The organism is Streptomyces sp. 71268, from assembly GCF_029392895.1.
In the GTDB taxonomy this organism is placed as follows: Bacteria; Actinomycetota; Actinomycetes; order Streptomycetales; family Streptomycetaceae; genus Streptomyces.
This window is the reverse complement of record NZ_CP114200.1, coordinates 7,093,424-7,120,194: the sequence shown is the minus strand read 5'-3', so window position 1 is coordinate 7,120,194 and position 26,771 is coordinate 7,093,424. Positions and strand designations below refer to the sequence as shown.

Here is a 26,771-nt window from a genome sequence, read left to right as displayed (position 1 = left end):
ACTCTGTCCTGCGCGGGCCCGAACGAATCGGCCCACTCCCCTGCAGGAACATAGGCACTCACTGAGGGTTGCCACGTTCAGCGAGAGGCGTGCCTTGTGTCAACTGTCGCTGAGCCGGGGCCTGGCGGACCAGGCGGCCATGCCGAAGCCGGCCGCAGCCGAGTCCGTCTCGCGCAGCGAGGTGAAGCCCACGTCAGCTTCAGTTCGTACGCCTCCGGCGGGATGCCGAGCTCGTGACTGCTGTACTCGCCGAACCGGTTGATGTGCTCAATCAGGTAGGGCGAGATGTGCGCAAGATCCTCCGGTTCGATCGTCCAGCCCTCCTCCAGTAACTGGCGGGCGATCTCTACGATGTCCAGGGCGTTGTGGAAGAACACCGAGCTGGTGAGCAGCGCGTTGAACTTCATCGCCTTCCCCTGCTCGACAGGGGCGTTGTCAGCGATGACGCCGCGGGCACCGAAGCCGACCCACTGGGAGAAGCGGTTGAACGACTCGACCTTGTTCGTCGCCACGGTCACCCGCCGCCGCAGCGGCGCGTCGGTGAGGTAGCGCAGCAGCTGCACGGTGCGGATCACGCGGCCGACCTCGAGCGTCGGGTCGTCGCCGACACCGGGACGGCGCTGGCGTCGTCGAGACCGAAGACCTCGGCGAGGTGGAGCGGATCGGGCCCGTGGGGCAGGGCCTCTTCGAGCACAGCGCGGAACCGTTGTCCCTACATCGCGACGGACAATGAGGGAATGGCCGCCGAGCATCCGGTGATCGTCCAGCCCTACGACGCGGCTGCATGGGACGGTTTCTACCAGGCGCACCTGAACTTGATCCAAAACCCCGCCTGCCGCTCGTGCACAGGCTGTGCGATCCACGAGCGGTAGTACTGAATTCAACTCGTTCATGCCCGTCTCGACCGCCAAGCGACGGCCCCGCCACGCCGTATGCGCAGCCGGCGCCCATCGTGTGGAGGCCCGCCGGGTCCTCCGGCGCGCGCCAGGCTGGCTGTGGCAGACGTGTTCCTCGTAACGAGGCCGGGTGAGTACGGAGCGGCCACAATCGCGAGTCCGGCGACGGTCGCGTCGTCGCGGACTCCCGCCGAGAAGTCCCGAAACGGGGCCATGGTCGAGTGCGGCCCGTTCGACGTCGTCACATTCGTCGGAGCGCGAGCGTGTCCCGCTGCCACCACACGACGTGCACGCCGGCGTCGTGCCGCGCGGTGGGCGCGACGCCGGCGTGCTCCTGGTCCTCGCCGCCGCCTGTCCTCTCCGTCAGATGTCGGGCAGCCCCTGCGGGCGCCGTCGATCGCCCGGTGAACGGCCGCGACATTGGCCGCCGACGGCAAACGCCTATACGGACTGGAACCCGACCCGGCCACGGCCCCGGTCGTGGTCCGCATCTTCGCCGATTACCTCAAGGGACTCGGGCTGTTCGCCGTCGCCGAAGGTTTGACCCGCGACAACATCGTCTGCCCCTCCGCCCACGACCGGCCCCGCAACCCCCATCGCAGCGGCGTCGCGTGGTCCAAAAGCGCCGTCCGCGCCATCGTGACCAACCCCCGTTACACCGGTCGCAGCGTGTGGAACCGGCAACACAAACACGAAACCCTGGCCGACGTCGAAGACGTCACCCTCGGCTACGCCACCACCATGCGCTGGAACAGCCAGGACAAGTGGATCGTCTCCAAGAAGATCGTCCACACCCTCTTGGTAGACGACGACACCTTCGCCCGAGCCCAAGCCACCCTGCGCTCCCGCGCCCACACCGGCACCCCCCACCTACAGCACCGCACCCACAATCCCTACCTCTTCCGGGGGCGCCTCACCTGCGCCCTGTGTACGCGACGGATGCAAGGGCAGTGGTCCCACGGCGAGGCCTACTACCGCTGCCGCTTCCCCGAGGAATACGCCCTGGCCAATCACGTCCAGCACCCACGAAACATCTACCTGCGTGAAAGCTGGGTCATCCCCCCGTTGGACACCTGGGTGAGCGAGGTGTTCCGCCCGCACCGGCTGGACGACACCATCGATCAGATGTCCCTCAGCACGGCCACTGGGACCGAGAACGCCGCCGTAGCCACCACGGCTCGGCGGGTGATCGCCGAGTGCACCGCGAAGCTCGCCGCCCACCGCGCCGCTCTCGAAGCCGGTGCCGACCCCACCATCGTCACCCAGTGGGTCGCCGAAACCCAGGCTCGCCGCGTCAAAGCCGAGGCCGATCTCCGTGTCGCTACCCACGGTCCCGCCGCCCGCATGAGCCGGACGAGATCGCGCGGATCGTGCGTTCCATCAGCGATCTCACCACCGTCATCCAGAAAGCAGAGACCGCTGACAAGATCGAGATCTACCGACGCCTCGGCCTCCACCTCACCTACGAAGCCAACCGCGCGATCGTGCGCGCCGAGATCAGGCTCGTCGAGTGCAACACAAAATCCCCACGGTCAGAGAACGACCGTGGGGATTTGGATGGTGTCCGAGGGGGGACTTGAACCCCCACGCCCGATAAAGGGCACTAGCACCTCAAGCTAGCGCGTCTGCCATTCCGCCACCCGGACTAGGTGTGCTCCGCGGTTCCCCGCGGCGACATGGATAACGATACCAAGGATTCGCGGTGCGTTTCACCTGCGTATCCGCACCTCACGAGGGGTCCGGGAGCCGTGACAGCCAGGGGTCGCAGAGCGGTGGGTCACGCACGCAGCGTGATGGCGCGATCGGCCGGCGGAGTGGGTGGCGCCGGCCGTGGTCGTCGGGCTCGCGCCGAGCCCGTGACGTGTCGCGATGGGTGACAATGCGGGAGGCAGGGCCGGCGCGTACGCGGGTTGGCCGACGGCATCGCGACGACCAGGATGGATCGACACCATGGGACGGGTCACCGAGCGACGGCGCGTGGTACGCATCCGTGGCGGCAAGGTCAGTACGCGGCCCGACACGCTCGTGGCCGAGGAGCCGCTGGAGATCCGGCTGAACGGCAAGCCGCTCGCGATCACGATGCGCACCCCGGGGGACGACTTCGCGCTGGCCGCCGGGTTCCTGGTGAGCGAGGGTGTGCTCGCGCGCGACAGCGACCTGGCCACCATCGCGTACTGCGCGGGAGCGGTCGCCGCGCCACGGGAGGAGTCGCCTGACGAGCTGGTCGACGGGTCGCCGGGTGGGTTGGGCGACGCGGCTGGCGGGGGCGGTGGGGTGGCTGCCGGGTGGGCGGCCGCCCCACTGCCCGCCGCCGTCGGGCGACGGGCCGGCGGGGTGGGGCGGGGTGGCGCGGGGTTGCCCGTGATCGACACGCGGGGCGGCGCCGGAAGCGCCCCGGGTGGCCCCGGGGCCCGGGGCGCCAACACGTACAACGTGGTCGACGTGCACCTCGCGCCCGGGGTCCCGCTGCCCGACATCGCGCTGGAGCGCAACGTGTACACCACCTCGTCGTGTGGGCTGTGCGGGAAGGCCAGCCTGGACGCGGTGCGTACGACCGCGCGCTGGCCCGTGGGTGACCCGGCCACGCCGGTCGTCCTCTCCCCCGACGTGCTGGCCGCGTTGCCGGATCGGTTGCGCGCGGCGCAGCGCGTGTTCGAGCGCACCGGCGGGCTGCACGCCGCCGCGCTGTTCACGGCGGAGGGCGAACTGCTGGACGTACGGGAGGACGTGGGCCGGCACAACGCCGTGGACAAGCTCGTCGGCCGCGCCCTCCAGCAGGGGCGGCTGCCGCTGTCCTCCAGCGTGTTGCTGGTGTCGGGGCGCGCGTCCTTCGAGCTGGCGCAGAAGGCGGTGATGGCGGGCATCCCGGTGCTCGCCGCGGTGTCGGCGCCCTCGTCGCTGGCGGTCGACCTGGCCGAGGAGACGGGGCTGACCCTGGTCGGCTTCCTGCGGGGCGCGGACATGAACGTGTACGCGGGTGCGGAGCGGGTGAGCTGGGAGGGATAGGCGCGCCGGCGGGCGCGGGGTGAGGGTGGCCGGGGACACATTCGGCGAGCAGGGCGCCGCTGGCCTCGAAGATTTCCCGACGCTTGTCGCCGCTACGCGGGTGTCGCCTGCGGGCTGGTCGTACGCAGCGGCTTGAGCGCCCCTGACCAGGCGATGACCTCGTCCAGCAGCTCGTTCAACGTCGGCTCCTGGTGGGGCCCCGGGGTGATGGCGCCCGGCTCGGACGGGTCGGTGATCTCGAAGTCGGTGAAGGCCGAGAGGGCGACCTGGGTGCGCACGGTGGCGACCTGGAGTTCGGTCATGGTCAGCCGCAGGTGTTCCACGGCTCGGGTGCCGCCGTGCACGCCGTGGCTGACGAAACCGGCCGCCTTGTTGTTCCACTCCGCGTACAGGAAGTCGATCGCGTTCTTCAACGCGCCGGGGAAGGAGTGGTTGTACTCCGGGGTGACGAAGACGAACCCGTCGTACGAGCCGATGACCTGCGCCCACCGGATGGTGTGCGGGTGGCGGTAGTCGCCGAACAGGGCCGGAAGCGGCTCGTCGAGGACGGGGAGCGCGTAGTCCGCCAGGTCCACGGTTTCGAAGGTCGCCTCTCCCCGGGTGACGGCTGCGTGCCGGGTGGCGACCTGGGCGACCCAGTCGGCCGCGACGGCCGTTCTGCGGGTCGACCGGGTGCTGCCGATGATGATGGCGATCCTGAGCATGGGTATCTCCTCGACTCGACGTCCAGGCGCAACGACGTACCGCGGTCCGTGCGCCCCAGCACGAGCTAAAGTACAACGGTCGTGGTAATTAGTAAAACGCTCACTGCAAATAACTCGGAGGACCCAGCGTGCCCAGTCAGAACACCGCAGCCGGTCGCCCCCGTGGCAGGTCGGCGGACAAGCGGAAGGCGATCCTCGACGGTGCGCTGACCGTCTTCGCCCGAGACGGCTACGCCCGGGCCAGCATCGACGCCATCGCCGCCGAGGCCGGGGTCTCCACGCGCACCATCTACAACCACTTCGGGGACAAGGCCGAGCTGTTCCAGGCCACCATCCAGGAGAGCGCCACGCTGGCCGCCGAAGCCCAGCTCGCCATCATCGACCGGCACCTGCGCAAGGTCACCGACCTGGAGGCCGATCTCCTCGACTTCGGCCGCGAGTTCACCGCCCCGATGACCGGTACGCACGCGGCACACTTCGCGCTCGTACGCCAGATCCACGCCGAGGCCGGACACATCCCGTCGGCCGCCATCGGCGTCTGGCAGGAAACCGGCCCGCTGCGCGTCCGCCGCGCGCTCGCCGCGTACCTGCGTCAGTGGTCGGAGCAGGGGTTGCTCCACACCGCCGATCCCGACCAGGCCGCCATCCACCTCATGCTGCTGATCTCCGCCACGGACCCCGCCCGGCCAGGCTTCGACGCACCCACGCGGGAGGACGCCGACGACAGGATCGCCGCCGGCATTCACGTCTTCCTCAACGGCTACCGGCGCTGACCCCTCGGGCCCACTCTCCGCCAGCTCCGACGCGGGCCGACGACGGGTCGTCAACTCATCAACACGCCGACGGCCTGGCCAGCCACACCCAACACCCAGAGCCGCTTCCGGCGGGGCACTCCGGGCGCGGCTACTCGGCCAACCGCTACCGGCGGTTGGCTCCCGGGCGCCGCGTGGCCGGCGTCCCGCGACACTCCCCCGACTGCCCATCGGACACCAACTGGCGCCCCGGCGGCGCCAGTTACCTGCTTATGGGCATGCTCATCGAGCGGGGCACGGGCCGTGCCCGGCAGTGGCAGACGGCCCGTCACATCAGCGAGCCGCCGGGCCTGCGCGTCACCCGGGTGCCGAGCCACGGCCCTACCTGCCCAGGCCGTACGCACACGGCGCCCCCCTTCACGCCAGACGTCGGCGAGGGGCGGGACCAGGCCGGTGGAGTGGGTGGGTGGGTGAGGCTGGCACGGGGCGTGGGGTGGCGCCGCCGTACGGCTTCGACCATGTGTTCTTGGTTCCCCTGAGCGAGTGAAGCCCGCGCGGCGCGCGGTTCTTGTGAGGGTAGTCGGGAGAGAAGTAACTTCTGCGCAGCGCACATGGGACGTGGGATGTCTTGATGTCCAGATGCCTTCGAAGGGCAGGTCCGAGTATGGCGTCAGAACTTCACGAAGACCCCGCTAGAGGCGGCAGATCTCAGCAATCCCCATCCACTCAGCGTCCACACGAGGCGCATCCAGCCCACACCTCGTCAGGCCGCGGCTCGTACGACACCACAGGCTCGAACGACTCGACTGACCCACGCGTCACCGGCCGGCGCCGGCGCTGCGGCGCCCGCCGCGGCGCCACTCGCCGCGGCACACGCGTGCACGTGCGCCGCGCACGCCTGCGCACTGTGCGCCGGACGACGTTGTCGGCCTTCCTGCTGCTGGCGCTGCTGCCCGCTCCGGTGCGGGCCGTGGTGCCGGGGCAGGCCGCGGCGGCGGCTCGCGCGGGCATCGAGCAGCAGGTGCTCTTCAAGGCGCCCGAGGACGGCGACTACGCCTGTTTCCGGATTCCCGCCATCGTCGAGACCCGGGACAAGACCGTGCTGGCGTTCGCCGAGGGGCGGGTGGACAACTGCGGCGACGCGGGCGACATAGACCTCGTCCTCAAGCGCTCCTTCGACGGCGGGCGCACCTGGTCCAAGCTCCAGGTCATCGACGAGGGCAGGGGCGACACGCACGGCAACCCCGTGCCGATCGTGGACCGTGAGACCGGTCGCATCCTGTTGGCCAGCACGTACAACGCGGGGCGGGGCGACGCGGGGAACTGCGAGGTTCCCTGTGACCGCAGGCCGCACCTGCAGCACAGCGACGACGACGGGGCGACGTGGTCGACGCCGCGCGACCTCAGCGACCAGATCCGTGATCCGCGCTGGGACGCGTGGTACGCCACCGGGCCCGTGCACGGCATCCAACTCACCCGAGGCAAGCACGCGGGGCGGCTGGTGTTCGGCATCAACGCGGAGAGCTACGGGACCGACCGCATCACCGAGAACCACGCCGCGCTGGTGCTGAGCGACGACGGGGGCGACTCGTGGCGGCTCGGCGCGCAGGACACGTGGCCGCTGGCCCCCGACGGGACGTTCCGGCAGAAGCCGTCCGAACTGACGCTGGTGGAGCGGGTCGACGGCGGCATCTACGTCAACGGGCGCGAGCAGGACGGCAAGGACCTCGGCCATCGGGACGCCACGGTGAGCCGGGACGGCGGGGAGAGCTTCCAGGCGCCGTTCCGCGCGCTGCCCGACCTGTACACGCCGATGGTGCAGGGCGCGGTGGTCCGGCTGCCCAGCGCGGGCCGGCGCGGCCCCGGCCGGCTGCTGCTGTCCGCGCCGGCCGACCCGGACCGGCGGCGCACGATGATGATCCGCTCCTCCTACGACGAGGGCCGCACCTGGGAGAGCGTGGACCGGGGCGCGGTGGTGACCACCGACTGGTCCGGCTACTCCGACCTGGTCGCCCTGTCGAACGGCCAGGTCGGGCTGTTGTACGAGGGCGGGGCCGTGGACGCCCGCGACGAGATCCGCTTCGCGCGCCTGACCGAGGACTGGCTCGGACCACGCCGCGGGCCCGACCCGACGACGCCGGACGGCGGGCGCGGCGCGCGGCCGGCCGCGGTGCTGGGCGGGGCGCGCACGGGCGAGGGACGGTTCGGACGGGCGGTGGAGTTCGACGGCGTCAACGACGCGGTGCGGCTGCCGTTCCGCGAGACGCTGCCGCTCCGGGAGCGGGACTTCACCGTCAGCCTGTGGTTCCGGTACGGGGCCACCGGCGGCGAGCAACCCTTCCTGTGGATGGGCGGGGTCGGCAACAAGTCGCCCCAGGTGGCGGTGCGCGGCGAGCCGGGCAGCGACCGGATCACCGCGTCCATGCTGACGGTGGAGGGCGCGGCGCCGCCGGTCACCACGACGGTGCGCGCCCCGGACGCGTACAACGACGGCCGCTGGCACCACCTGGCGCTGCGTCGCGGCGGCGGCGAACTCACCCTCTTCGTGGACGGCACGCCGACCTCGGTGCGCGCCCCGGCCGGTTCGGTCAGCCGCAACTCGGTCTTCGGCGTACACGTCGGCCAGAAGGTCGACAGCCGCTCCCACCTGACGGGCGCGCTGGACGAGGTGCTGGTCGTCGACCGCGCCCTGCCGGACGCCGACATCGAACGGTTGGGCTCCACGTCAGCACAGGGCATCGCCGGTGACGGCGCGGTGCTGTGGCTGCCGCTGGATCGCGTACGCCAGCCCTGACGCACCACGCGCGCGTCGGCCCCGGTACGCCCACGGGCGGCCGGGGCCGACGCGTGTTCGCCGGTGGTCCGGCCCGCTCGGAGGGTGGGCCCACGAGGCGGCTCGCGGCCGGCCGGCACGGGGCGAGCGGGGGTCAACCACGGGGAGGTGCGGGTGAGTGCGCCGGGGGTGCCCCAACAAGCCCCCTGCCGGCTCCGGTTGCCGGCAGGGCGTCGTACGCTCGCCCCTGGCAGCAGGCCGACCGTCACCGAGGGGGACACATGACCGCGGAGCCGCTGAGCTTCGAGGAGCAGGAGCAGCTCGTCGTGATCCTGAGCACCAGCATCGAGACGATGCCCGAGGAGGAGTTCGAGGCGAACTACCAGAAGCTCGACCGGGACCACCAGTTCGAGGTCGACGAGTCCATCCGCGAGTTCGCCGCCAACGCCGTCGGTGACGAGAACTGGGACCAGTAGCGGCGTGCCGGTGGGCGCCGGAGGAGAACTGGGCCGCCCGGCCCTCCCCCGGCGCCGGGACCTCGGGGTGAGGCGGCCGGGCCCGGGGGCGCCCGCTTGTCGGTGGTCCCTAGGGTGACGAGACTCGGGCCTCGTCGCTCGGCCGGGGCGTCGGGCCGGTGGTGGTTGGCAGGGGGGCCGGCGTCGGGTCGTGCGGGGCGCGGGTCGCGTACCGCCTGGCCAGGACGGCGCAGACCATGAGCTGCATCTGGTGGAAAAGCATGAGCGGCAGCACCGCGAGCCCCGCGTCCGCGCCGAACAGCACGCTCGCCATGGGCAACCCCGCCGCCAGGCTCTTCTTCGAGCCGGCGAAGGTGATCGCCACCCGGTCGGCGTACGGGAAGCCGAGGCGGCGCGCGCCGTACGAGGTGAGGGTGAGCATCGCGGCCAGGAGCGCCGCCTCCACGCCGAGCAGGGCCAGCAGCCGCGCCCAGGTGACCTGCTGCCACACGCCGTCGGCCATGCCGTGGCTGAAGGCGGTGTAGACGACCAGCAGGATCGAGCCCCGGTCGGCGTATCCGAGCACGCGCCGATGGCGGGCGACGAAGCCACCGACCCAGCGGCGTAGCAGTTGGCCGGCCAGGAACGGCACCAGCAGGTGGAGCGCGATGGTCAGCAGCGAGCCGACCGAGAACCCGCCGCTCGCGCCCAGCAGCAGCCCGGCCAGCACGGGCGTGACGACCACACCGACCAGGCTGGAGAAGGAGCCAGCGACGATGGCCGCGGCCACGTTGCCACGGGCCACCGAGGTGAAGGCGATGGAGGACTGGATGGTGGAGGGCACCAGGCACAGGAAGAGCAGCCCGGTGTGGAGGTGGGGCGTGAGCACCAGCGGGACCAGCGCACCGGCGGCCAGGCCGAGCGCCGGGAACAGCACGAAGGTGCAGGTGAGGACGGACAGGTGGAACCGCCAGTGGGCGAGCCCCGCCAGCGTCTCGCGGGCCGAGAGCCGGGCGCCGTAGAGGAAGAACAGGCCGGCGACGGCGACCGTGGTGGTGGCGTCGGCGACCACGGCCGCCTGCCCGGTCACCGGCAGCAGGGCGGCCAGTCCGACAGTGGCCACCAGCGCCAGGACGAACCCGTCGAGCGGCAGCCAGCCGGGCATCGCGAGGGCGGGGCGGCGCATGGGCTCCCTCTCCGGTCGGAACTCTCCCCGGCCGGGGCGGCCGGTACCCGGCCACCCTGCCGCACCGTTCGCTCATCGGGAAAGGCGCATACCGTTCTCACTGTCATCACGGCATGCGATGACGGGTTACGGTGGCGGCATGTTCGACCCGGCGCAGTTGCGCACCTTCCGTACGGTCGCCCAGACGCTGAGCTTCACGCAGGCCGCGCAGCGGCTCGGGCTGCGCCAGTCGACGGTCAGCCAGCAGGTGCGCAAGCTGGAGGCGGCGGCCGGTCGGCAACTCTTCCTCCGCGACACGCACAGCGTGGAGTTGACCGAGGACGGCGAGGCGATGCTGGGGTTCGCCCGCACGATCCTGGAGGCGAACGAGCGCGCGGCGCGTTGGTTCGCGGGCGCCAGGCCGCACGGCAGGCTCCGGTTCGGGGCCTCCGAGGACTTCGTACTGACCCAGCTTCCGGAGATCCTGGAGGGGTTCCGCCGCGACCATCCGCGCGTTGACCTGGAGCTGACCGTGGAGCTGTCCGGGACGCTGCACGCGTTGCTTGAGGCCGGGCGGCTCGACCTGATCCTCGCCAAGCGCTCGCCCGACCGGCCCGGGGGCCAGCTCGTGTGGCGGGACCGGCTGGTCTGGATCGGCAGCGATCGGCTGCGGATCGAGCCGGACCGGCCGCTGCCGCTCATCCTGTTCCCGCCACCTGGCATCACCCGGGCTCGCGCCCTTGAGGTGTTGGAGCGGCACGGCCGGGCCTGGCGGATCGCGTGCACCAGCGGCAGCCTGAACGGGCTGGTCGCCGCGGCCCGGGCCGGGCTCGGCGTCATGGCGCACACCCGGGGCATGATCCCGCCCGGCCTGGTCCGGGTGCCGGACCGGGTGGGCCTGCCCGACCTGGGTTCGGTGGAGTTCGCGCTGCTGCGCGGCGCGGGCGCGGGCGCCGCGCACGGCGGCGCGGACGCGCTGGCCTCGGCGCTCCTCGCGGGCGGGGACCGGCTGCACCGGGGTGGGTGACCGCGAGCCCCGCGCCCGCCCCGGCCGAACCTCGCGGGAGGGAGCGGGTTCGGTCGGGGGCCCGCACGGGGGTGCCCCGTGGCGCGCTACCGCTTGACGATCCGGTCGTACGCCACCCGCGACCACAGGTAGCCGACCGCGGTGAGGCCGACGCACCAGGCGAGGGCGATGAGACCGCTGTTCCCGATCCCGGTGCCGAGCAGCAACCCGCGCAGCGTCTCGATGACGGGTGTGAACGGCTGGTAGTCGGCGAACCAGCGCACGCCGGTGGGCATCGACTCCGGCGGCACGATGGCGCTGCCGACGAACGGGAGGAACTGGAGCGGCATGGGCGCGTTGCTCGCGGTCTCGACACTCTTGGACACCAGGCCCATGGCGGCCGCCAGCCAGGACAGCGCCAGGGTCACCAGGGCGAGCAGCCCGATGACGGCGATCCACTCGGCGGGGTTGGCGTTCGGCCGGAAGCCGATGGCCAGCGCGACGCCGACGACGAGCGCGATGCTGACCATGGTCTGGATCGCGCTGCCCACCACGTGGCCGGTCAGGATGGAGCCGCGCGAGATGGCCATGGTGCGGAACCGGCTCACGATGCCCTCGGTCATGTCGACGCACACGCCGACCGCGGTGACCAGGGACCCGGACGTGGCCGCCATCAGGATGATGCCGGGTGCCACGTAGTCGATGTAGTCGCCGCCGCCCGTCGGCGCGCCCGCGATGCCGGTGCCCAGGGCGTCGCCGAAGACGTAGTTGAACAACAACAGCATCATGACCGGCATGCCGACGACCGCGAACGTCATCGACGGGTAGCGCACGGCGTGCCGCAGGTTGCGCCGCAGCATGGTCATCGAGTCGGTGACGGCGTGGGAGGCAGTGCTCATGACGCGCTCCGGTGGGTGGGGCGGGGGTTGGTGGGGCGGTCGTTGGTGGGGCTGGTGAGGGTGAGGAAGACGTCGTCGAGGTCGGGCGTGTGCACGGTGAGCGTGTCGGCCTCCAGCGCGGCGCCGTCCAGGACGTCGAGCACGGCCCGCAGCGTCGAGACGTTGCCGTCGCTGGGAATGCGCAGGGTGCGGGTGTCGGCGTCGCGTACGGCCGTCTCGAAGAGTTCGGCGGCGAGTTGGAAGCGGTGCGGCTCGGCGAAGGAGAGTTGAATGTGGCCGCCCGGGATGCGGCGTTTGAGCTCCTCGGCGGTGCCCTCGGCGATCAGCTTGCCACGGTCCAGGACCGCGATCCGGTCGGCGAGTTGGTCGGCCTCCTCCAGGTACTGCGTGGTGAGGAAGATGGTGACGCCGTCCTCGGCGACCAGCTCGCGGATGATGTCCCACATGGTGCGGCGGCTGCGTGGGTCCAGGCCCGTGGTCGGCTCGTCGAGGAAGATGACGCGCGGATCGCCGACCAGCGTCATCGCCAGGTCGAGCTTGCGTCGCATGCCACCCGAGAAGGTGGCGGCCGACCTGCGGGCCGCGTCGGCCAGGTCGAACCGGCGTAGTAACGCGGCGGTGCGGCGGCGGCCTTCGGCCCGATCGAGGTGGTGCAGGTCCGCCATCAGGAACATGTTCTCCTCGGCGGTCAACAGGTTGTCCACCGCCGCGAACTGACCGGTGACGCCGATGGCGGCGCGGACGCCGTCCGGCTCGCGCACCAGGTCGCGGCCGGCGACCCGGGCCTCACCGCCGTCCGGGCTGATCAGCGTGGACAGGATCTCCACGGTCGTGGTCTTGCCGGCACCGTTCGGCCCGAGCAGCGCGAAGATGGTTCCCTCGGCGATGCGCAGGTCGATGCCGTCGAGCACCAACTTGTCGCCGTAGGACTTGCGCAACCCGGCCGCGGATATTGCCGCTGTCGCGGGGGCGGCACTCGACGCCCCGGTGTGAGTGGCGGACATGAGCCTCTTCCTTGGGTGTGTTGGGTGTGAGTGTGTTGGGTGTGAGTGGGTTGGATGTGAGTGGGTTGGGTGGGTGGGTTGGGTGTAAGTGGGTTGGGTGTGGGTGCACGGCCGTTGTGGGTGTGCTGGGGCGGGGCCCGTCGCGGGCAGGGGTGGGTGGCGCGTGCCGGTGGGCGGTCGTACGGGAGCGCCGGTGGAGGCGCTACGTGGCGGAAGCGGCGGCCAACTACCCATTGACACGGTCTAGTTGGCCTGTCGTCGGCTGTGTGACCACGTCGGCTGGCCGGGCGCGTTGGCGTGGCTGACTGGCCCGGCCGCGGCGGGGTGAACGTGGACACGGGCGGCGGGCGCGACGGGGCAGGGTGGGGCCGATGCGTACGGGGGCCGCGCCCCGGGCCGTGAAGGTGCCGAGGGGCGGGCAGGTGCGCGGTGAGGGCCGCCCGCCTGGGAGCGCGTCGGGAGCGGTGAACTACCGGGTGTGGGCGGGCACTTGGGCGGGCTGCGGGGTGGTGTGGGTCAGGAGCGGTGGAGCAGGATGTCGCCGAGTCGGGTGCGGGCGCGTACCTGGACGGTCTCGTCCGTGGCGTGCGGTTCCTCGGTCGGGCCCAGGGTGTTGCGTACCGCTCCCAGCCCCGAGTGGGCGTCGAACCAGACGGCGACGGACTCCCGGACGCCGACCTCCAGGTCGCCGGTGCCGGTCTGGAGCGTCACCGTGCCGCGCGCGACCTCGCCGACCCGGATGCCGCTGTGGGCGGACCTGGCATCGACCCCGGCGTGGGCGACGCCGATGGAGATCCGCCCGTTGGAGGAGTTGACCCGCAGGTCGCCGCCGGCCTCGCCGACGGTCGTCTCGCCGTGCAGGTTCTTGATCGTCGCCGCGCCGCGCAGCGTCCCGGCGGTGACCCGGCCCGCGCCGTTGATCTCGGCTTCGCCGGCCACGTGGTCCACGGCGATGTCGCCGAGTCCGGTCCTGAGGTGGGCGCGTTCGGCCTCGCCGACCCGGATGTCGCCGACCGAGACCTTGAGGTCGCAGTGTCCGAACCGGCCCTCGCAGATGACGTCCCCGACGGCCATCCCGCCCCGCACGTGCGAGCCCGTGGGAAGTTCGATGGTCACGTCCAGGGTCCCGGTACGGCCGAAGAGGGAGCGCCGCTTGGGGCCCTTGACCAGCAGGGTGCCGTTCGCGTAGGTGACCTTGGTCTGTTGGGCGGCCCGGACGTCGTTCTCGTCGGCGCCGTTGTCCGGCAGCACCTCGACGACCGTCACGGCACGCTTTCCGGCCGTGACGCGGGTGTCGCCGAAGTCGCCTTCTACGGTCACGGAGATGGGTTCGGGCGTGTCGAACTCAGGCATGGCGGTCCCGTCCTGGGCTTGGGTGATGACTCGGGTGTTGGCTGACGGACTGGCCGCGACCCCGCGTGGCGGCCTGGGGCTGGTGTGGTGTGGTGTCGTGTGGGTGGCGGGGCGCGGCGGGCGCCGCATTGGTGGCGCGGCGGGCGCGTTGGGCGGCGGACGCGCGGGGTGGCCGGGCGCGCGGGCCACAGGGCCGTGCGCCCGCGGCTAGCGCACCCAGCCGGTGTAGCTCTGGCCGCCGCGGCGGCGGCCACGGCCCGGGCCGCGCCCACCGGCGTCGGGCTCCAGGGCGGTGGCCGCCGCGCGCACCAGCCAGGCGTTGACCGAGAGCCCCTCGCGGCTCGCGGCGTCCTCGATCCGGGTCTTGAGGTGGGCGGGCAGCCGGAAGTTGATCCGGGCCGTGCCACCGTCCTCGCCCTCCGGCGCGAGCGGCGGGGGCGGCGGCGCGCCGTCCGGTGCCCCCTCGTGCTCCCGCGCCTGCTCGTACGCCTCCGGCTCCGGCGGCGCCGTCACCACGAACTCCGGGTCGAGCCCGCGCAGCCGCACGTCGACCGAGCCCGGCGCCAGCTCGCGGGTGATCTCGTCCGCCGCGGCGGACAGCGCGTTCAGCAGGGTGAGTCGGGCGGCCGACTCCAGCGGGGCGGTGAGCCGCTCGGCCAGTGCGCGGGCTTCGTCGCCGCCCGCTGCCGCGGCCACCGCCAGTTCGTGTCGGAGGTTGTCGACGTACGGTGCGAGGTCCATGGCGCCATCATGGCGCCAATGTGGCGCCACGACAAGTTCCAAGCGCGCCACAGGCGCCATCAGAGCGCCACAGCGGCACCCCGCCCGCGCGGGCCGGCCCGGCCGGACCCACCTCTCCGCCGCTCCCCAACCCGCCCGGCGACCCGGCTCGCCGACGGAGAGGACAGAAACGACAGAAAGCGAGTGCGCGGGTGTAGAGCCGGGGTGCCTCGTTCGGAAAGATTCGGTGCAGAATCCGGCCACAAAGATCGCGCCACCGCCCCGATGTTCGCCCAAGGGGTTACGAATAGGCCCGTCTCACCGCGTTGACCAGCGGCGATGCCATCGCCATCGAATACGGAGCGCCACCGCCCGACGCATGTGGGGTCGGGTACGGTCGCGGCGCTGCGTGGAGCCGAGGAGTGAGTAGTTGCGCGAGTTCACCGTCCCACCCCTGGTGACGGCGCCGCAGGTCGGAGGGCTGGCGGACGCCGTGTTCGACCATGCCGCCGACGACCCGGGGCGGGTGACGTTCGCGCGCAAGGTCGACGGCCGCTGGCGGGACGTGACCTCGGGCGAGTTCCGCGACGAGGTGCTGGCCCTGGCCAAGGGCCTGCTCGTGCGGGGCGTACGGTTCGGCGACCGGGTCGGGATCATGTGCCGCACGCGCTACGAGTGGACCCTGTTCGACTTCGCGCTGTGGTCGATCGGCGCCCAGTCCGTACCGCTGTACCCCAGCTCGTCCGCCGAGCAGGTGCTGTGGACGCTGCACGACGCCGAGGTGCGGGCGTGCGTGGTCGAGCACGAGGACCACGCCATGACCGTCGGCTCCGTCATCGACCGGCTGCCCCGGCTCACCCAGCTCTGGCAACTGGACGCCGGGGCGCTGGCGGACCTGCTCGCCTGCGGGCGGGACCTGGACGACGACGTGGTGCACCGGCACCGGCTGGCGCTGACCCCCGACTCGACCGCGACGATCATCTACACCTCGGGCACGACGGGCCGCCCCAAGGGCTGCGTCCTGACCCACGCCAACTTCATGGCGGAAGCCGACAACATCGTCGCGCGCTACGAGTCGGTGTTCCACTCCCGGCCCGGCGACGAGGCGAGCACCCTGCTGTTCCTGCCACTGGCCCACGTCTTCGGGCGGATGGTGCAGGTCGCCGCCGTGCGGTGCCGGGTGAAGCTGGGCCACCAGCCGGAGCTGTCCGCCGCCGCCCTGCTGCCGGACCTGCGCACCTTCCGACCCACCTTCATCTTGGCCGTTCCCCACATCTTCGAGCGCGTCTTCGCCGCGGCCCGGCGCAGTGCCGAGGCGGCGGGCAAAGCGGGCCCCTTCGACAAGGCGTTCGAGGTGGCGGTGCGGCACGCGGAGGCCGCCGAACGCCGGGCGTTCGGCGCCGGCGGCGGCCCCGGCGCCGCCCTGCGCGTCCAGCACCAGCTCTACGAGAAGCTCGTCTACGGCAAGATCCGCGAGGCCATGGGCGGGCGCATCCGGCACGCGATGTCGGGCGGCTCGGCGATGGAACGGCGGCTCGGGCTGTTCTTCGCGGGCGCCGGCATCACCATCTTCGAGGGGTACGGACTGACCGAGTCGACGGCGGCGGCCACCGCCAACCCGCCCGAGCGCCCCCGCTTCGGCACCGTCGGCCTGCCCATCCCCGGCACCACGGTGCGGCTCGCCGACGACGGCGAGGTGCTGGTGCGCGGCGGGCAGGTCTTCGCCGGCTACCTCGGCGACCCGAAGGCGACCGCCGCCGCGCTGCGCGACGGCTGGCTGGCCACCGGCGACATCGGAGCCCTCGACGAGGACGGCTACCTCACCATCACCGGCCGGAAGAAGGAGGTCCTGGTGACCTCCGGCGGCAAGACCGTCTCGCCCCTGGCCCTGGAGGAGCGGGTGCGGGCCCATCCGCTGGTCGCGCAGTGCGTCGTGGTCGGCAACGACCGCCCGTTCGTCGCGGCGCTGGTCACCCTCGACCCGGACGCGGTCGCGCACTGGCTCCAGATGCGCGACAAGCCCCGCCTGCCGCCGGCCGAGCTGGTCCGCGACCCCGATCTGGAGGCCGAGATCCGGCGGGCCGTGGTGGCGGCCAACACGCTGGTCTCCCACCCCGAGTCGATCCGTACGTTCCGGATACTGGCCGCCCAGTTCAGCGAGGAACAGGGGCTGCTCACGCCGTCCCTCAAGCTCAGGCGGAAGGCCATCGAGCAGGCGTACGCCAGTGAGGTCGAGGCGCTCTACAGCACCTGACGTACGCGCGCCGCACGCGCCTCGTGCGCGTCCCGTGCGCGCGGGCCCGCCGCGGGTCGGGGGCGCCGGGGCGGGCCGAGGGGCCGCGCGGGCGGGGGCGGGAATGCTGTCGCGGTGGGAATGCGATCAACGGGCGCCGCGTTGACGCTGGAGTACGACGACCCCCAACGTAAGGATCGATTGCTCGTGAGCAAGGTCCCCTCAATCACCCTGAACACCGGCGCCCCGCTGCCGCAGCTTGGCTTCGGCGTGTGGCAGGTGGAGAACGACGCGGCCACCGCCGCGGTGAGCACGGCCCTTGAGGCCGGCTATCGCAGTGTGGACACGGCCGCCGCGTACGAGAACGAAGAGGGCACGGGCAAGGCGGTCGCCGAGTCGGGCATTCCCCGCGAGGAACTGTTCATCACGACGAAGGTCTGGAACACCGACCAAGGGTACGACGCGACGCTGCGCGCCTTCGACTCCTCGCTCAGCAAGCTGGGCCTCGACTACGTGGACCTGTACCTGATCCACTGGCCGGTGCCCGCCCGGGACGCCTACGTGGACACGTACAAGGCGCTGGAGAAGATCCACGCCGAGGGTCGCGCCAAGGCGATCGGCGTGTCCAACTTCCACCCCGCGCACCTGGAGCGGCTGCTCGCCGAGACCTCGGTGGTCCCCGCGCTCAACCAGATCGAGCTGCACCCGCACCTCCAGCAGGGCGCGCTGCGCGCCTTCCACGCCGAGCACGGCATCGCCACCGAGGCGTGGTCCCCGCTGGGTTCCGGCAAGGGCCTGCTCGACGACCCGAAGATCGGCGCCATCGCGGCCAAGCACGGCAAGTCCCCGGCCCAGGCCGTCCTGCGCTGGCACCTCCAGCTCGGGAACGTGGTCATCCCCAAGTCGGTGACCCCCTCGCGCATCCGCGAGAACATCGACGTGTTCGACTTCGAGCTGGACGCTGACGACCTCGCGACCCTGGCCGGCCTCGACGCCGGTCGGCGCACCGGGCCGGACCCGGACACCTTCGACGTGGGCTGAGCCCACTCTCGCCGCGCCCCCGCCGCTCGCCCTCTACGGGGCGGGCGGCGGGGGTGCGCCCGTAGGCGGCGGAAGGGCGGCTTACCCGGGCGTCAGCGCAGCGCGTATCCGCCGTCGGGGTAGAGCGTGGATCCGGTCATGTTGCGGTTGCCGAACAGGAACACCACGCTGTCGGCCACCTCGTCCTCGGTGCCTATCCGGTCCAGGACCGTGGCCTCGCGGTAGCGCGCGAAGCCCTCCTCCCGCACCTCGGCCGGGCGGCGCCCCCACAGGTCGCCGTCGAGGGCGCCGGGCGAGACGACGTTGACCCGCACCGGGGCCAGCTCCACGGCGAGGCCGCGCCCGAGCCCCTCGACGGCCGCGTTGCACGCCGCGTACGCGGGGGCCGCGCCGAACGGGCGCACGCTCGCCGCACCGGAGACCAGCACCACCGAGCCGTCGCGGGCCAGCTTGGGCGCGGCGTGCTTGACCGCGTAGTACTGCCCCCAGAACTTCGAGGTGAAGGGGGACTCGGCCGCCTCGTCGTCCAGCTCCAGCATGGGCCCCGTCTGGTACGAGGCGGCCGGCGTGAACAGGTGGTCCACGCGCTCCAGCGGGGCGAAGAAGGCCGCCAGCGAATCCTGGTCGGTGGTGTCCACCGTGCGCCAACTCGCCCGCTCCCCGAGCGTCTCGGCCGCGGCGGCCAGTCGGTCGGCCGTGCGCCCGCCGAGCACCACCCGGGCCCCGTGCGCCACCGAGCGGCGCGCCACGGCGTATCCCATGCCGGAGCCGCCGCCGAGGATGACGACGGTGCGGTCGGCGAGCGGCGAGTTCGGGGCGGGGGCTGGGGTCGTGTCCGAGGTGGACATCAGGGTCCTGCCTTTCGACGGCGGTACGTGGGGCGGGGCGCGGCTCCGCGTGGGGCGCCACCCACCCCGTGATCAGGGTTCGCAGATGCCAACTCGCCGGGCACGCCCCCGCATTCCTGCCAGGCCGCCGTCGCCACGGGTCACCGTGGCGGAAAGGGAGGTTACGCGAGAAGGTCGGGCACGTGTATTGCTGCCACGCAGATGCCGCCATAGCTTTCGCATATGGAGCTTGAGTTGCGGCACCTCAGAGCGATACGCGCGATAGCCGACACCGGCTCGCTGACCAAGGCCGCAGCCTCGTTGGGACTCGCGCAGCCGGCCCTCAGTACCCAGCTCAAGCGGATTGAGCGGGCACTGGGCGGACCGCTGTTCGTTCGGGACCGCACCGGGGCGAGACCGACCCCGCTGGGCGAGTTGGTCCTGGACCGGGCCCGGGTGCTGCTGCCCGCGGTGCGCGAGCTCCAGGAGGAGGCCGTGCGGTTCGCGAACGCGTGGGCGCACATCCAGCGGTTCCGCATCGGCGGCACCCACGGACCACTCCTCGGCGGCCTCATCGACCGGTTGGCGACGGCCCACCCGTCCGCCCCGGTCAGCACGTACACCTCCTGGTCCGTACAGGAGTTGAGCACGATGGTCGTCGAGGGGCGGTTGGACTACGCGCTCGTCGGCGTGTGCGGGCAGAGCCCGCCGCCGGTGGCCGACCAACTGACCTGGCAGCCGATCGGCACCGACCCGGTCTTCGTGATGCTGGTCGAGGACCATCCGCTGGCGGGCGAGGCGGAGTTGAAGCTGAGCGCGCTGGCGTCGGAGTCGTGGACGAACGTACCCGGTGACGGGTGCTTCGGGGACTGCTTCGCCGCGGCCTGCGCACGCGCCGGCTTCACACCGGTTTCCGTCTTCGAGACCGATACGGCCTCCTGCGTGCACCTGGTCCAGGTGGGCCGCGCCGTGGGCCTGTGCCGGGCCACCTTCCCGCCGACGCCCGGCGTGGTCGTCCGGCCGCTGGCCGGGGCGCCGCTGAGCTGGCGGCACATGATCGGCTGGCACCCCGGCGCGCCGGCCGCCGACACCGCGCCCGCCGTCGCGGGGCACGCCAGGGCCACGCACGCGGACGCGGTGCGGCGCAGCGAGCCGTACGCGACCTGGCTGCGGTCCCACGCGCGATGTAGCGCGGCCTTCGGCACGGCCACGGTCGGCCCGGCCGCCCCCTGAGGCGACAGCCGGCGTCAGGTCACCGCCTTCTCGGGCACGGCGCGCGTGCTGGGGTAGGCGGCCCAGACGACCACCGAGGCCAGGGCGATCGCGGCCACCGCCAGGAGCAGTCCGGCGCGCACGTGGACGGCGGCCGTCACCGAACTCGCGACCAGCGCTCCCAGCGGGACCCCGAGGCCGGACGAGAGCATGCGCCGGGTCGTGTTCACCCGGCCCTGGAGTTCCTCGGGGGTGACCTCCTGGGCGTAGGTCATGGTGTTGACGATGACCAGCAGATAGGTCGAGCCCCAGGCGGCGATCGCGACCAGCGCGAGGCGCCAGTCGGTGGCCAGCACGGCCGCGAGGCCGAGCACCGCGCTCGCCGGCAGCGCGACCAGCATGATCCGCGGGGCGCTGACCCGGCGCCGCAACCGTGGTAGCAGCAGCGATCCGAGAATGCCGCCGGCGCTCCAGGACGTGAAGAGCAGCCCGATCCTGGCGTCCGACGCGCCGATGTCGAGTTCGCGGTCGGCGAAGATGACCAACTGGCCGATGAAGGCGCCGCCCGCGAAGGACTGGAGGCCACCGGCGACGGTCATGGTCCGCAACACCGGGTGCCCCCACAGGAAGCGCAGCCCCTCGCGGATGGAGGCCAGCAGCCCGGGCCGGGCCGTCGCGCCGTCGCCCGGGTGGGTCGGCGCGTGCCCGACGCCCCGGAGCAGCAGCGCGGAGGCGAGGAAGGACAGCGCGTCCAAGGTGAGCGCGCCGGAGGCGCTGGTGCCGGCGATCAGGGTGCCGGCCATCGCCGTTCCCGCGATTCGCACGGCCGTCTCGCCGCCCCACAGCGCGCTGTTGGCCTCGGCGAGCCGGTCGCGGCCCACGGCGGCCGGGAGGAGTCCGTAGCCGGCCGCGTCGAAGAAGACGGACAGCGTGGACGACAGGAACGCGGCCGCCAGGATGTGGGCGGGGGTCAGCGCGCCCAGGGCGGCGGCGAGGGGCACGCTGCCGACGCAGGCGCAGTTGAGCAGGTCGGCGGCGACCATGAGCCGGCGGCGGCGCACCCGGTCGGCGAGGGCCCCGGCGAGCAGCCCGAAGAGCACGTAGGGCAGGGCCTCGCCCGCGGCGACCAGGGAAACGAGGAAGGGAGACCTTGTTTCCTGGTACACCAGCACCGGCATCGCCACGAGGGTGACGGACGAACCTAGTACGGAAAGCACCCGGGACAGCCAGAGGTTCCGGAAGTCGCGCGTCCTGCGCAACGGGGTTCTCACGGGCGCCGACTGGCAGCCCGCCGGGTCAACAGATGGTGTCGTCATGACAAGTTGTAGACATACCGCGCGCCCGGCTGTCAAAGCGCGGGAGGGGGCGCGAGTCACGCGGGCGGGGCGGGCCCCGTACGCCGCGTCGAGGCCCTTCTGACCAGGGTGGCCCGCGGCCGGCGACGCGCGGTCCGTCCGGCGGGCAGCCGATCGCCGCACCCCGCAACGGGGTCTTCCCGGCCGGACGGCGTGATCGGCGCCATATCGTCGCGATATGAGGAAGTTGACAGGTCCACGTCCAAGCCCGTCCGGATTACGGTGACGCCACCCCCGACATGAGGAGAACACCAGATGCTCCGCAGACGTGGCTTGATCGCTGGTTGCGCCATCGCCATGAGCGCCTTCTCCCTGACCACCCTTCCCGCCGTGGCCGACAACGGCCCCTCGTCCGCTTCCACCGTCGCCGCCGAGAGCGCCACCCCCGCGCTGCCGGCCGGCATGCTCAAGGCGATGGAGCGCGACCTCGGCCTGACCCCCACTGAGGCCAAGGAGCGCATAGCGAACGAGTACCGGGCCGCCACCCTGGAGGCCAAGCTCCGCGGCACGGTCGGCGCCGACTTCGGTGGCTCCTGGCTGACCGGCGACGACGCCCGCCTGGTCGTCGCCACCACCGACCCGGCCGACAGCGCCCCCATCTCCGCCACCGGCGCCAAGGCCCAGGTCGTCAAGCACACCCTGAAGGAACTGGACGCCGCGAAGAGCGCGCTCGACCGGGCGGCCCGCGGCAACTCCACCAAGGCCGCCCCGGTCTGGTACGTGGACGTCAAGTCCAACAGCGTCGTGGTCCGCGCCTCCGACCCGGCCGCCGCCCGCACCCTGATCGCCAAGAGCGGTGCGGACAGCTCGCTGGTGCGCGTGGTCAAGTCCGCCGAGCAGCCGCGGACGTTCTACGACGTGCGCGGCGGCGACGCGTACTACATCGGCAGCGGCTCGCGCTGCTCCGTCGGCTTCTCGGTGACCAAGGGCACCCAGCAGGGCTTCGCCACCGCCGGTCACTGCGGCCGCGCCGGCCAGTCCACCACCGGCTACAACCGCGTGGCGCAGGGCACCTTCCAGGCGTCCCGCTTCCCCGGTGCCGACATGGCCTGGGTCGCCGTCAACAGCCAGTGGACGGCCCGCCCGTGGGTGAAGGGCCCGAGCGGCAACGTCACCGTCTCCGGCTCGCAGCAGACCGCCGTCGGCGGCTCGATCTGCCGCTCCGGTTCCACCACCGGCTGGCACTGCGGCACCGTGCAGCAGCACAACACCAGCGTCAGCTACCCGCAGGGCACCGTCTCCGGCGTGACGCGCACCAGCGTCTGCGCCGAGCCCGGCGACTCCGGTGGTTCGTACATCTCCGGCAGCCAGGCGCAGGGTGTCACCTCCGGTGGCTCCGGCAACTGCAGCAGCGGTGGCACCACGTACCACCAGCCGATCAACCCGATCCTGAGCGCCTACGGGCTCAAGCTGGTCACCGGCTGACCCACCCCCACCCGTGGTGCGGGCCCGCCGGCCCGCACCACCCGGGCCCGCTGACCGACCCGATGAACGGCCAGCGGTACGACCACGGCACGACCGGGGGCCGACGCCAGCGCGTCGGCCCCCGCGTCCGGTGTCCGTACCGACCCAGTGTCCGTACCAACCCAGCGCCCGCGCCCCCACGCCCGCGCCGCTCGCCCCTGTCCCACACCACCAGCGCCGCCGCCCCGCACCGGGTCGGCGGCGCTCGGCGTACGCGACGGGCGAGGGGGCCGACAGGCGCGCCCGTGGGCCGCCGCCCGGGTCCGCCGGTAGCGCCCGGGGCCTACGCGTGCGCGGTGTGCACGGTCTCGGCCGTCAGCACGAACACGTCCCGGCGGCGGGCGATGCCCTCGGGGTTCTCGGGGTCGAGCAACTGGTCGAGCACGATCGCGTCCTCCGCGTCCAGCAGCTCCGGCGCGTGCTCCTGGAAGCGGGACAGGACGGAGGTCAGGTACGCGCGCCCGTCCGCGCCGAGCGGCGCCGGCAGGTCGAGCAGGAAGCTGCGGCTGGCGGCCTCGCGCAGGCCGGCGTCGGTGAGCAGGGCCGCCCAGTCCTCGACCACCCGGGTGCTGCCCGGCAGCCCGGCCCGCATGCCGTCGAACCGCTCCTCGGTGGCCGTGGTCAGCCGGGCCTGGAGGCCGGGCCGGCCGAGGCCGAAGTCGCGGGGCAGGAACCGTAGCGGCAGCCCGCCCTCGGTCAGGGCCATCAGCCCGCCCGGGCGCAGCGCGCGGGCCAGCCGCCGCACGATGTCGCGCTGGTCGCCGACGTGGTGCAGCACCTTGCGGGACCAGATGAGGTCGGCCTCGCCGATGCCGGCCACGAGAGGGCCCGCCTCCTCGGGCGCGGCGCCGGCGACGCCGTCCGGGAGGTCGGCCAGCAGCGTGCTGACCCGGTCGCCGAGGCCGCGGCGCGCGGCGCGCTCGGCGGTGAGGTCGAGGAGTGGTTGAGCCGCGTCCACCGCGACGACCTCGGCCTCCGGAAACGCCTCGGCGAGCAGGCAGGTGGCGACCCCGGGGCCGCTGCCGATGTCGAGCACGCGCCGCACCGCGCCGGGCCGCCCGCCCGTCGCGGCCAACTGCTCGCGCAGCCAGCCGAGCACCTGCTCGGTGACGGGCTGGTACACCTCGGCCTCGCGCACCAGGCGGGGCCCCTCCGTCGCCCAGTCCAGGTCCGCGTGGTGGTGGGCGTGTCCGTGCGGCTGGCCCGTGGACGGTTGGTCCGCGGGCCGATGGGTGTGCGGGTGGGAGTGCGCCTGGGTCATGAAGCTGCCTCCGGCTCGTGACGGTGTCGCGGTGGGCCGGCCGTTACGCGGCCACCTGCGACGAGCCTGCCGCCGGGTACGGCGTGCCGGCAAACATCGTTGCTGGTTCGGCAACGCGGGGTGGTGTCCGAGGGCACCGACCCGCCCGGGCACGGCGCCCTTCCCGAACCCGCGCCGCACCCGGCCTGGGGGCCGCGTCTCAGGCGATGTCGGTCACCGTGATGGTGACGCTCACCCGTGGCTCCGGCGCGCCGGCCGCCGCCGAGAGTTCCTTCACGGCCTCGGTGACCGCCGTACGGACCTCGCGGGTGACGTCGAGCGCGCGGTACCCACGGGCGACCGCGAGGTGGATGCGCAGGCTCCAGCCGCGCGGCGGGTCGGTGCGCTGCGCGCGGACGCCCGCTATCCGGTGGGCGGCCGGTGCCTGGGCGTCGCGGGAGCGGTAGCGCACCGCCGCGCCGCGTACCAGGTCGCCGAAGCCGGGTCGCAGGTACGCGACGCCCGGCGTCCGGCGGGCGGCGTCGGCGGCCGCCTCCAGGACGCTGGTGTGCTCCTTGGCTTCCTCCTGCGAGGGGATCACCGCTCTCTCCTTTCGCGGGTCTCGTCGGAGAACGGCGGCTCGCCGCCCGGCGCGTCACCGAGGTCGTCGCCCAGGACGTCCACGACGGACACGTCGATCTCCACGATGTCCATGCCGACGGCGTCCCGCGCGGCGTCGGCGATCAACTGCCGTACGAGGGTGGCCAGTTCCGGAACGGTCCAGTGCAGTGCCGCCGTCAGCTCCAGCGCCACGCGCATCGGTCCCCGGTAGCGCGGGCCGCCGGGGAGCAGCGAGCGGCGGGCCGCCGTGGGGTCGACCGGCATGACCCTGCAACTGCCCGCGAACACGCCGGGCAGTGACTCGGCGGTCTCCCGGAACACCTTGGCCGCCGCGACCTCGGCGATCCACGCGTCGTCCACGGGCTCACCCAGCGGCAGCATCCGGCCGGGCCGCAGCTCGGACCTGACCAGGTTCATCACCCGGGCCGTCACCGCCTCGGCGGGCGGCTCCCGCTCGGCGCGCGCCTCCCGTACGTAGCGGTCGAGCACGCCGAGGCCGGTCAGCGCCTCGCGGCAGTAGGGGCAGCCGGTGGTGTGCTCGTCCGGCTCCTCCGCCTCCCACACGGACGACAGCGAGCGCCCGCACAGCAGGATCTCGTCCTCCTCCGCGCCCTCGGGATCGGCCTCGGAAAGGGCGTCTGGGCGCGGGGTGGGGTCGGGGTTCGCGGCGGCGTCGGGGGCCGGGGTGGGATCAGGCCGCGAGGAGGTCTCAGGGCCGGGGGTGTGGTGGGGTCGGGGGTGGGTGTTCTCGTGGTCCCGGTCCGGCCCGTCGCCGGGCGAGCCCGGGTTCATGCCTACCGCCATGCGCCCATCGCCTCCGTCAGGTAGCGCCGTGCTCGGAAGATCCGGCCGCGTACGGCCTGCTGGCTGATGTGGGTCACGTCAGCGATCTCCTCGTACGACAGGCCGTGCAGTTCGCGCAGCACCCAACAGGCGCGCTGCTCGGGGGTCAGGCCGTCGAGCGCGTCCGAGAGCGCCCGTACCACCTCGGTGGACTCGGCGGCGCGCACCGGGGACGCCGCGTGTTCGGGCGCGCTCAGCTCGGGGACCGTGCTCAGGTCCTGGGTGGGTCGGCGGGCGCGGAGCAGGTTGAGGCACCGGTTGGTCACGATGCGGTACATCCAGGTGGAGAACGCCGCGTCGGCCCGGAACTCCGGGAGCCTGCGCCACGCGCTCACGAACGCGTCCTGCACGGCGTCCTCCGCGTCCGCCCGGCTGCCGAGGAGCCGGGTGGCAAGGCTGAGCAACTGCCCGCTGTGCCGGCGCACCAGCAACTCGAACGCCGCCTCGTCGCCTTCCCCGGCCCGGACGGCCAGCAGCTTGTCGCTGGGTTCGGGCACTCATCGGCTCCTCTCCGTTCCATACCGCTACAGCCTGCTCCCTCGGGCACCGCTCTCCGGGTTCGACACGGCGGGGGCTCACCCGTCACGCGTGGACTGGGTCACGCCACGGTCCGCACATCTCAGGGGAGAGGTCGTCGAGGCCCACCCCTCCTCCGGCGCCTCCGGCGAGGACGACGACGGGACGCGCGTCCAGTAACACCGCTCCGAGCCCCGCCGACCGGCCGGCGGCGCTCCCCGAAACCGACGAGGCCCCGGACCGGGGACAGCGGTCCGGGACCTCGGCGGAGTGGGAGGCGCGTGACGGTAGGCGGTGGGCGGCGCGGTGGCGGTGGGCGGCCGTGGCGGCGCGGCCTACCGGGCGCCGTGGGCGGGGGCGATGGCCTCCAGGCGGCGGGCGAGTTCCAGGTCGAGGTCGGTGACCTTGCCGCCGACGCTGTGCGTGTTCACCGTGACGGTCAGCTTGTCGTAGCTGAGCAGCAGGTCCGCGTGGTGGTTCAGCTCCTCCTGGAGCTGGGCGACGTGCACGACGAGGGCGGCGGCCTGCGGGTGGCCGGCGAGCGCGTACGTGCGGGTGATGCGGTCGCCGTCCGTGCTCCAGCCGGACAGTTCGCCAAGGCGCGCCTCGATCTCCTGCCGGGACAGCGGTTCTACGGCCATGCGGGCCTCTCCTTCGTCACCGTCGATACGCGGATACGCGGATAC

At 72.7% G+C, this 26,771-nt stretch carries 25 protein-coding genes and 1 tRNA gene; 11 read left to right on the top strand and 15 right to left on the bottom strand.

The features are described 5' to 3' along the window. Positions 1 to 77: 77 nt before the first annotated feature. A complete protein-coding gene (locus OYE22_RS28495) occupies positions 78 to 752 on the bottom strand; it encodes a Tn3 family transposase (RefSeq protein WP_348652280.1) in 675 nt (224 codons plus the stop codon). Between OYE22_RS28495 and OYE22_RS28490 the strand changes: the two genes are divergently transcribed. Then, the gene (locus OYE22_RS28490; protein WP_277323065.1) at positions 738 to 872 is read left to right on the top strand and encodes a hypothetical protein; all 135 of its coding nucleotides are present in this window, start codon (positions 738 to 740) and stop codon (positions 870 to 872) included. The genes OYE22_RS28495 and OYE22_RS28490 overlap by 15 nt on opposite strands. Positions 873 to 2,266: 1,394 nt before the next feature. Further along, a complete protein-coding gene (locus OYE22_RS28485) occupies positions 2,267 to 2,476 on the top strand; it encodes a hypothetical protein (protein WP_277323064.1) in 210 nt (69 codons plus the stop codon). Here OYE22_RS28485 and OYE22_RS28480 read toward each other — a convergent pair. Further along, positions 2,455 to 2,542: transfer RNA gene (locus OYE22_RS28480), tRNA-Leu, on the bottom strand. The two genes, OYE22_RS28485 and OYE22_RS28480, sit on opposite strands and share 22 nt — an antisense overlap. A gap of 304 nt (positions 2,543 to 2,846) precedes the next feature. Between OYE22_RS28480 and fdhD the strand changes: the two genes are divergently transcribed. Beyond that, positions 2,847 to 3,902 carry a formate dehydrogenase accessory sulfurtransferase FdhD gene (gene fdhD / locus OYE22_RS28475; RefSeq protein WP_277323063.1) on the top strand — a complete coding sequence of 352 codons (1,056 nt, stop codon included), beginning with the start codon at positions 2,847 to 2,849 and terminating at the stop codon, positions 3,900 to 3,902. 92 nt (positions 3,903 to 3,994) lie between these two features. Here fdhD and OYE22_RS28470 read toward each other — a convergent pair whose 3' ends face one another. Next, positions 3,995 to 4,606 (bottom strand): NAD(P)H-dependent oxidoreductase, encoded by a 612-nt coding sequence (locus OYE22_RS28470; RefSeq protein ID WP_277323062.1) that lies wholly within the window; start codon positions 4,604 to 4,606, stop codon positions 3,995 to 3,997. A 128-nt stretch (positions 4,607 to 4,734) separates the two neighbouring features. On the opposite strand from OYE22_RS28470, the gene OYE22_RS28465 reads away from it, so the two are divergent. The 3 genes from OYE22_RS28465 to OYE22_RS28455 all read left to right on the top strand — a co-directional run bounded on the left by OYE22_RS28465 (position 4,735) and on the right by OYE22_RS28455 (position 8,607). Continuing rightward, positions 4,735 to 5,379 (top strand): TetR/AcrR family transcriptional regulator, encoded by a 645-nt coding sequence (locus OYE22_RS28465; RefSeq protein WP_277323061.1) that lies wholly within the window; start codon positions 4,735 to 4,737, stop codon positions 5,377 to 5,379. Positions 5,380 to 6,319: 940 nt separating this feature from the next. Further along, positions 6,320 to 8,152, top strand: a complete 1,833-nt coding sequence (locus tag OYE22_RS28460; protein WP_277324367.1) for a sialidase family protein — start codon at positions 6,320 to 6,322, stop codon at positions 8,150 to 8,152. Positions 8,153 to 8,412: 260 nt separating this feature from the next. Beyond that, positions 8,413 to 8,607 carry a hypothetical protein gene (locus OYE22_RS28455; RefSeq protein WP_277323060.1) on the top strand — a complete coding sequence of 65 codons (195 nt, stop codon included), beginning with the start codon at positions 8,413 to 8,415 and terminating at the stop codon, positions 8,605 to 8,607. 109 nt (positions 8,608 to 8,716) lie between these two features. On the opposite strand, the gene OYE22_RS28450 is transcribed toward OYE22_RS28455, so the two are convergent. Next, positions 8,717 to 9,772 carry a bile acid:sodium symporter family protein gene (locus tag OYE22_RS28450; protein WP_277323059.1) on the bottom strand — a complete coding sequence of 352 codons (1,056 nt, stop codon included), beginning with the start codon at positions 9,770 to 9,772 and terminating at the stop codon, positions 8,717 to 8,719. Between the two features lie 139 nt (positions 9,773 to 9,911). Here OYE22_RS28450 and OYE22_RS28445 point away from each other — a divergent pair, with 139 nt between their 5' ends. Continuing rightward, positions 9,912 to 10,778: a LysR family transcriptional regulator gene (locus tag OYE22_RS28445; RefSeq protein WP_277323058.1), complete on the top strand. Its 867-nt coding sequence runs from the start codon at positions 9,912 to 9,914 to the stop codon at positions 10,776 to 10,778. An 86-nt stretch (positions 10,779 to 10,864) separates the two neighbouring features. Here the strand turns inward: OYE22_RS28445 and OYE22_RS28440 are convergent, their stop codons facing one another. The 4 genes from OYE22_RS28440 to OYE22_RS28425 form a co-directional block, all read right to left on the bottom strand. After that, complete coding sequence (locus OYE22_RS28440) at positions 10,865 to 11,656, bottom strand: ABC transporter permease (RefSeq protein WP_277323057.1); 792 nt, start codon at positions 11,654 to 11,656, stop codon at positions 10,865 to 10,867. Continuing rightward, on the bottom strand, positions 11,653 to 12,660 hold the full coding sequence (locus OYE22_RS28435) for an ATP-binding cassette domain-containing protein (protein ID WP_277323056.1): 1,008 nt from the start codon (positions 12,658 to 12,660) through the stop codon (positions 11,653 to 11,655). The genes OYE22_RS28440 and OYE22_RS28435 overlap by 4 nt, the downstream gene beginning before the upstream one ends. Positions 12,661 to 13,176: 516 nt before the next feature. Then, a complete protein-coding gene (locus OYE22_RS28430) occupies positions 13,177 to 14,013 on the bottom strand; it encodes a DUF4097 family beta strand repeat-containing protein (RefSeq protein WP_277323055.1) in 837 nt (278 codons plus the stop codon). 207 nt (positions 14,014 to 14,220) lie between these two features. Next, on the bottom strand, positions 14,221 to 14,754 hold the full coding sequence (locus OYE22_RS28425) for a hypothetical protein (RefSeq protein ID WP_277323054.1): 534 nt from the start codon (positions 14,752 to 14,754) through the stop codon (positions 14,221 to 14,223). Positions 14,755 to 15,163: 409 nt separating this feature from the next. On the opposite strand from OYE22_RS28425, the gene OYE22_RS28420 reads away from it, so the two are divergent. Together OYE22_RS28420 and OYE22_RS28415 are read left to right on the top strand one after the other, a co-directional pair. Continuing rightward, positions 15,164 to 16,987 carry a long-chain fatty acid--CoA ligase gene (locus tag OYE22_RS28420; protein ID WP_277323053.1) on the top strand — a complete coding sequence of 608 codons (1,824 nt, stop codon included), beginning with the start codon at positions 15,164 to 15,166 and terminating at the stop codon, positions 16,985 to 16,987. 186 nt (positions 16,988 to 17,173) lie between these two features. Beyond that, on the top strand, positions 17,174 to 18,007 hold the full coding sequence (locus OYE22_RS28415) for an aldo/keto reductase (RefSeq protein ID WP_277323052.1): 834 nt from the start codon (positions 17,174 to 17,176) through the stop codon (positions 18,005 to 18,007). Positions 18,008 to 18,099: 92 nt separating this feature from the next. On the opposite strand, the gene OYE22_RS28410 is transcribed toward OYE22_RS28415, so the two are convergent. Further along, the gene (locus tag OYE22_RS28410) at positions 18,100 to 18,855 is read right to left on the bottom strand and encodes an SDR family oxidoreductase (RefSeq protein WP_277323051.1); all 756 of its coding nucleotides are present in this window, start codon (positions 18,853 to 18,855) and stop codon (positions 18,100 to 18,102) included. Between the two features lie 222 nt (positions 18,856 to 19,077). Between OYE22_RS28410 and OYE22_RS28405 the strand changes: the two genes are divergently transcribed. After that, on the top strand, positions 19,078 to 20,067 hold the full coding sequence (locus tag OYE22_RS28405) for a LysR family transcriptional regulator (RefSeq protein WP_277323050.1): 990 nt from the start codon (positions 19,078 to 19,080) through the stop codon (positions 20,065 to 20,067). Between the two features lie 14 nt (positions 20,068 to 20,081). Here the strand turns inward: OYE22_RS28405 and OYE22_RS28400 are convergent, their stop codons facing one another. Continuing rightward, on the bottom strand, positions 20,082 to 21,362 hold the full coding sequence (locus OYE22_RS28400) for an MFS transporter (RefSeq protein ID WP_277323049.1): 1,281 nt from the start codon (positions 21,360 to 21,362) through the stop codon (positions 20,082 to 20,084). A gap of 294 nt (positions 21,363 to 21,656) precedes the next feature. Between OYE22_RS28400 and OYE22_RS28395 the strand changes: the two genes are divergently transcribed. Further along, the gene (locus OYE22_RS28395) at positions 21,657 to 22,826 is read left to right on the top strand and encodes a S1 family peptidase (RefSeq protein ID WP_277323048.1); all 1,170 of its coding nucleotides are present in this window, start codon (positions 21,657 to 21,659) and stop codon (positions 22,824 to 22,826) included. A 322-nt stretch (positions 22,827 to 23,148) separates the two neighbouring features. On the opposite strand, the gene OYE22_RS28390 is transcribed toward OYE22_RS28395, so the two are convergent. From OYE22_RS28390 to OYE22_RS28370, 5 genes are all read right to left on the bottom strand, one after another. After that, on the bottom strand, positions 23,149 to 24,126 hold the full coding sequence (locus OYE22_RS28390) for a class I SAM-dependent methyltransferase (RefSeq protein ID WP_277323047.1): 978 nt from the start codon (positions 24,124 to 24,126) through the stop codon (positions 23,149 to 23,151). Positions 24,127 to 24,325: 199 nt separating this feature from the next. Next, a complete protein-coding gene (locus tag OYE22_RS28385; protein WP_277323046.1) occupies positions 24,326 to 24,706 on the bottom strand; it encodes a hypothetical protein in 381 nt (126 codons plus the stop codon). After that, positions 24,703 to 25,530: a hypothetical protein gene (locus tag OYE22_RS28380; protein WP_277323045.1), complete on the bottom strand. Its 828-nt coding sequence runs from the start codon at positions 25,528 to 25,530 to the stop codon at positions 24,703 to 24,705. The genes OYE22_RS28385 and OYE22_RS28380 overlap by 4 nt, the downstream gene beginning before the upstream one ends. Then, on the bottom strand, positions 25,521 to 26,066 hold the full coding sequence (locus tag OYE22_RS28375; protein ID WP_176160799.1) for a sigma-70 family RNA polymerase sigma factor: 546 nt from the start codon (positions 26,064 to 26,066) through the stop codon (positions 25,521 to 25,523). Before OYE22_RS28375 ends, OYE22_RS28380 begins: the two co-directional genes overlap by 10 nt. 354 nt (positions 26,067 to 26,420) lie before the next feature. Then, the gene (locus tag OYE22_RS28370) at positions 26,421 to 26,726 is read right to left on the bottom strand and encodes a 4a-hydroxytetrahydrobiopterin dehydratase (protein WP_277323044.1); all 306 of its coding nucleotides are present in this window, start codon (positions 26,724 to 26,726) and stop codon (positions 26,421 to 26,423) included. Between the last annotated feature and the right edge of the window lie 45 nt (positions 26,727 to 26,771).

Coding starts and splice junctions, on each gene's coding strand:
- OYE22_RS28455 (WP_277323060.1), top strand. CDS start 8,413: ATGACCGCGGAGCCGCTGAGCTTCGAGGAGCAGGAGCAGCTCGTCGTG.
- OYE22_RS28390 (WP_277323047.1), bottom strand. CDS start 24,126: ATGACCCAGGCGCACTCCCACCCGCACACCCATCGGCCCGCGGACCAA.
- OYE22_RS28380 (WP_277323045.1), bottom strand. CDS start 25,530: ATGGCGGTAGGCATGAACCCGGGCTCGCCCGGCGACGGGCCGGACCGG.
- OYE22_RS28395 (WP_277323048.1), top strand. CDS start 21,657: ATGCTCCGCAGACGTGGCTTGATCGCTGGTTGCGCCATCGCCATGAGC.
- OYE22_RS28490 (WP_277323065.1), top strand. CDS start 738: ATGGCCGCCGAGCATCCGGTGATCGTCCAGCCCTACGACGCGGCTGCA.
- OYE22_RS28445 (WP_277323058.1), top strand. CDS start 9,912: ATGTTCGACCCGGCGCAGTTGCGCACCTTCCGTACGGTCGCCCAGACG.
- OYE22_RS28370 (WP_277323044.1), bottom strand. CDS start 26,726: ATGGCCGTAGAACCGCTGTCCCGGCAGGAGATCGAGGCGCGCCTTGGC.
- OYE22_RS28410 (WP_277323051.1), bottom strand. CDS start 18,855: ATGTCCACCTCGGACACGACCCCAGCCCCCGCCCCGAACTCGCCGCTC.
- OYE22_RS28450 (WP_277323059.1), bottom strand. CDS start 9,772: ATGCGCCGCCCCGCCCTCGCGATGCCCGGCTGGCTGCCGCTCGACGGG.
- OYE22_RS28430 (WP_277323055.1), bottom strand. CDS start 14,013: ATGCCTGAGTTCGACACGCCCGAACCCATCTCCGTGACCGTAGAAGGC.
- OYE22_RS28470 (WP_277323062.1), bottom strand. CDS start 4,606: ATGCTCAGGATCGCCATCATCATCGGCAGCACCCGGTCGACCCGCAGA.
- OYE22_RS28440 (WP_277323057.1), bottom strand. CDS start 11,656: ATGAGCACTGCCTCCCACGCCGTCACCGACTCGATGACCATGCTGCGG.
- OYE22_RS28435 (WP_277323056.1), bottom strand. CDS start 12,660: ATGTCCGCCACTCACACCGGGGCGTCGAGTGCCGCCCCCGCGACAGCG.
- OYE22_RS28405 (WP_277323050.1), top strand. CDS start 19,078: ATGGAGCTTGAGTTGCGGCACCTCAGAGCGATACGCGCGATAGCCGAC.
- OYE22_RS28425 (WP_277323054.1), bottom strand. CDS start 14,754: ATGGACCTCGCACCGTACGTCGACAACCTCCGACACGAACTGGCGGTG.
- OYE22_RS28495 (WP_348652280.1), bottom strand. CDS start 752: ATGCTCGGCGGCCATTCCCTCATTGTCCGTCGCGATGTAGGGACAACG.
- OYE22_RS28400 (WP_277323049.1), bottom strand. CDS start 21,362: ATGACGACACCATCTGTTGACCCGGCGGGCTGCCAGTCGGCGCCCGTG.
- fdhD (WP_277323063.1), top strand. CDS start 2,847: ATGGGACGGGTCACCGAGCGACGGCGCGTGGTACGCATCCGTGGCGGC.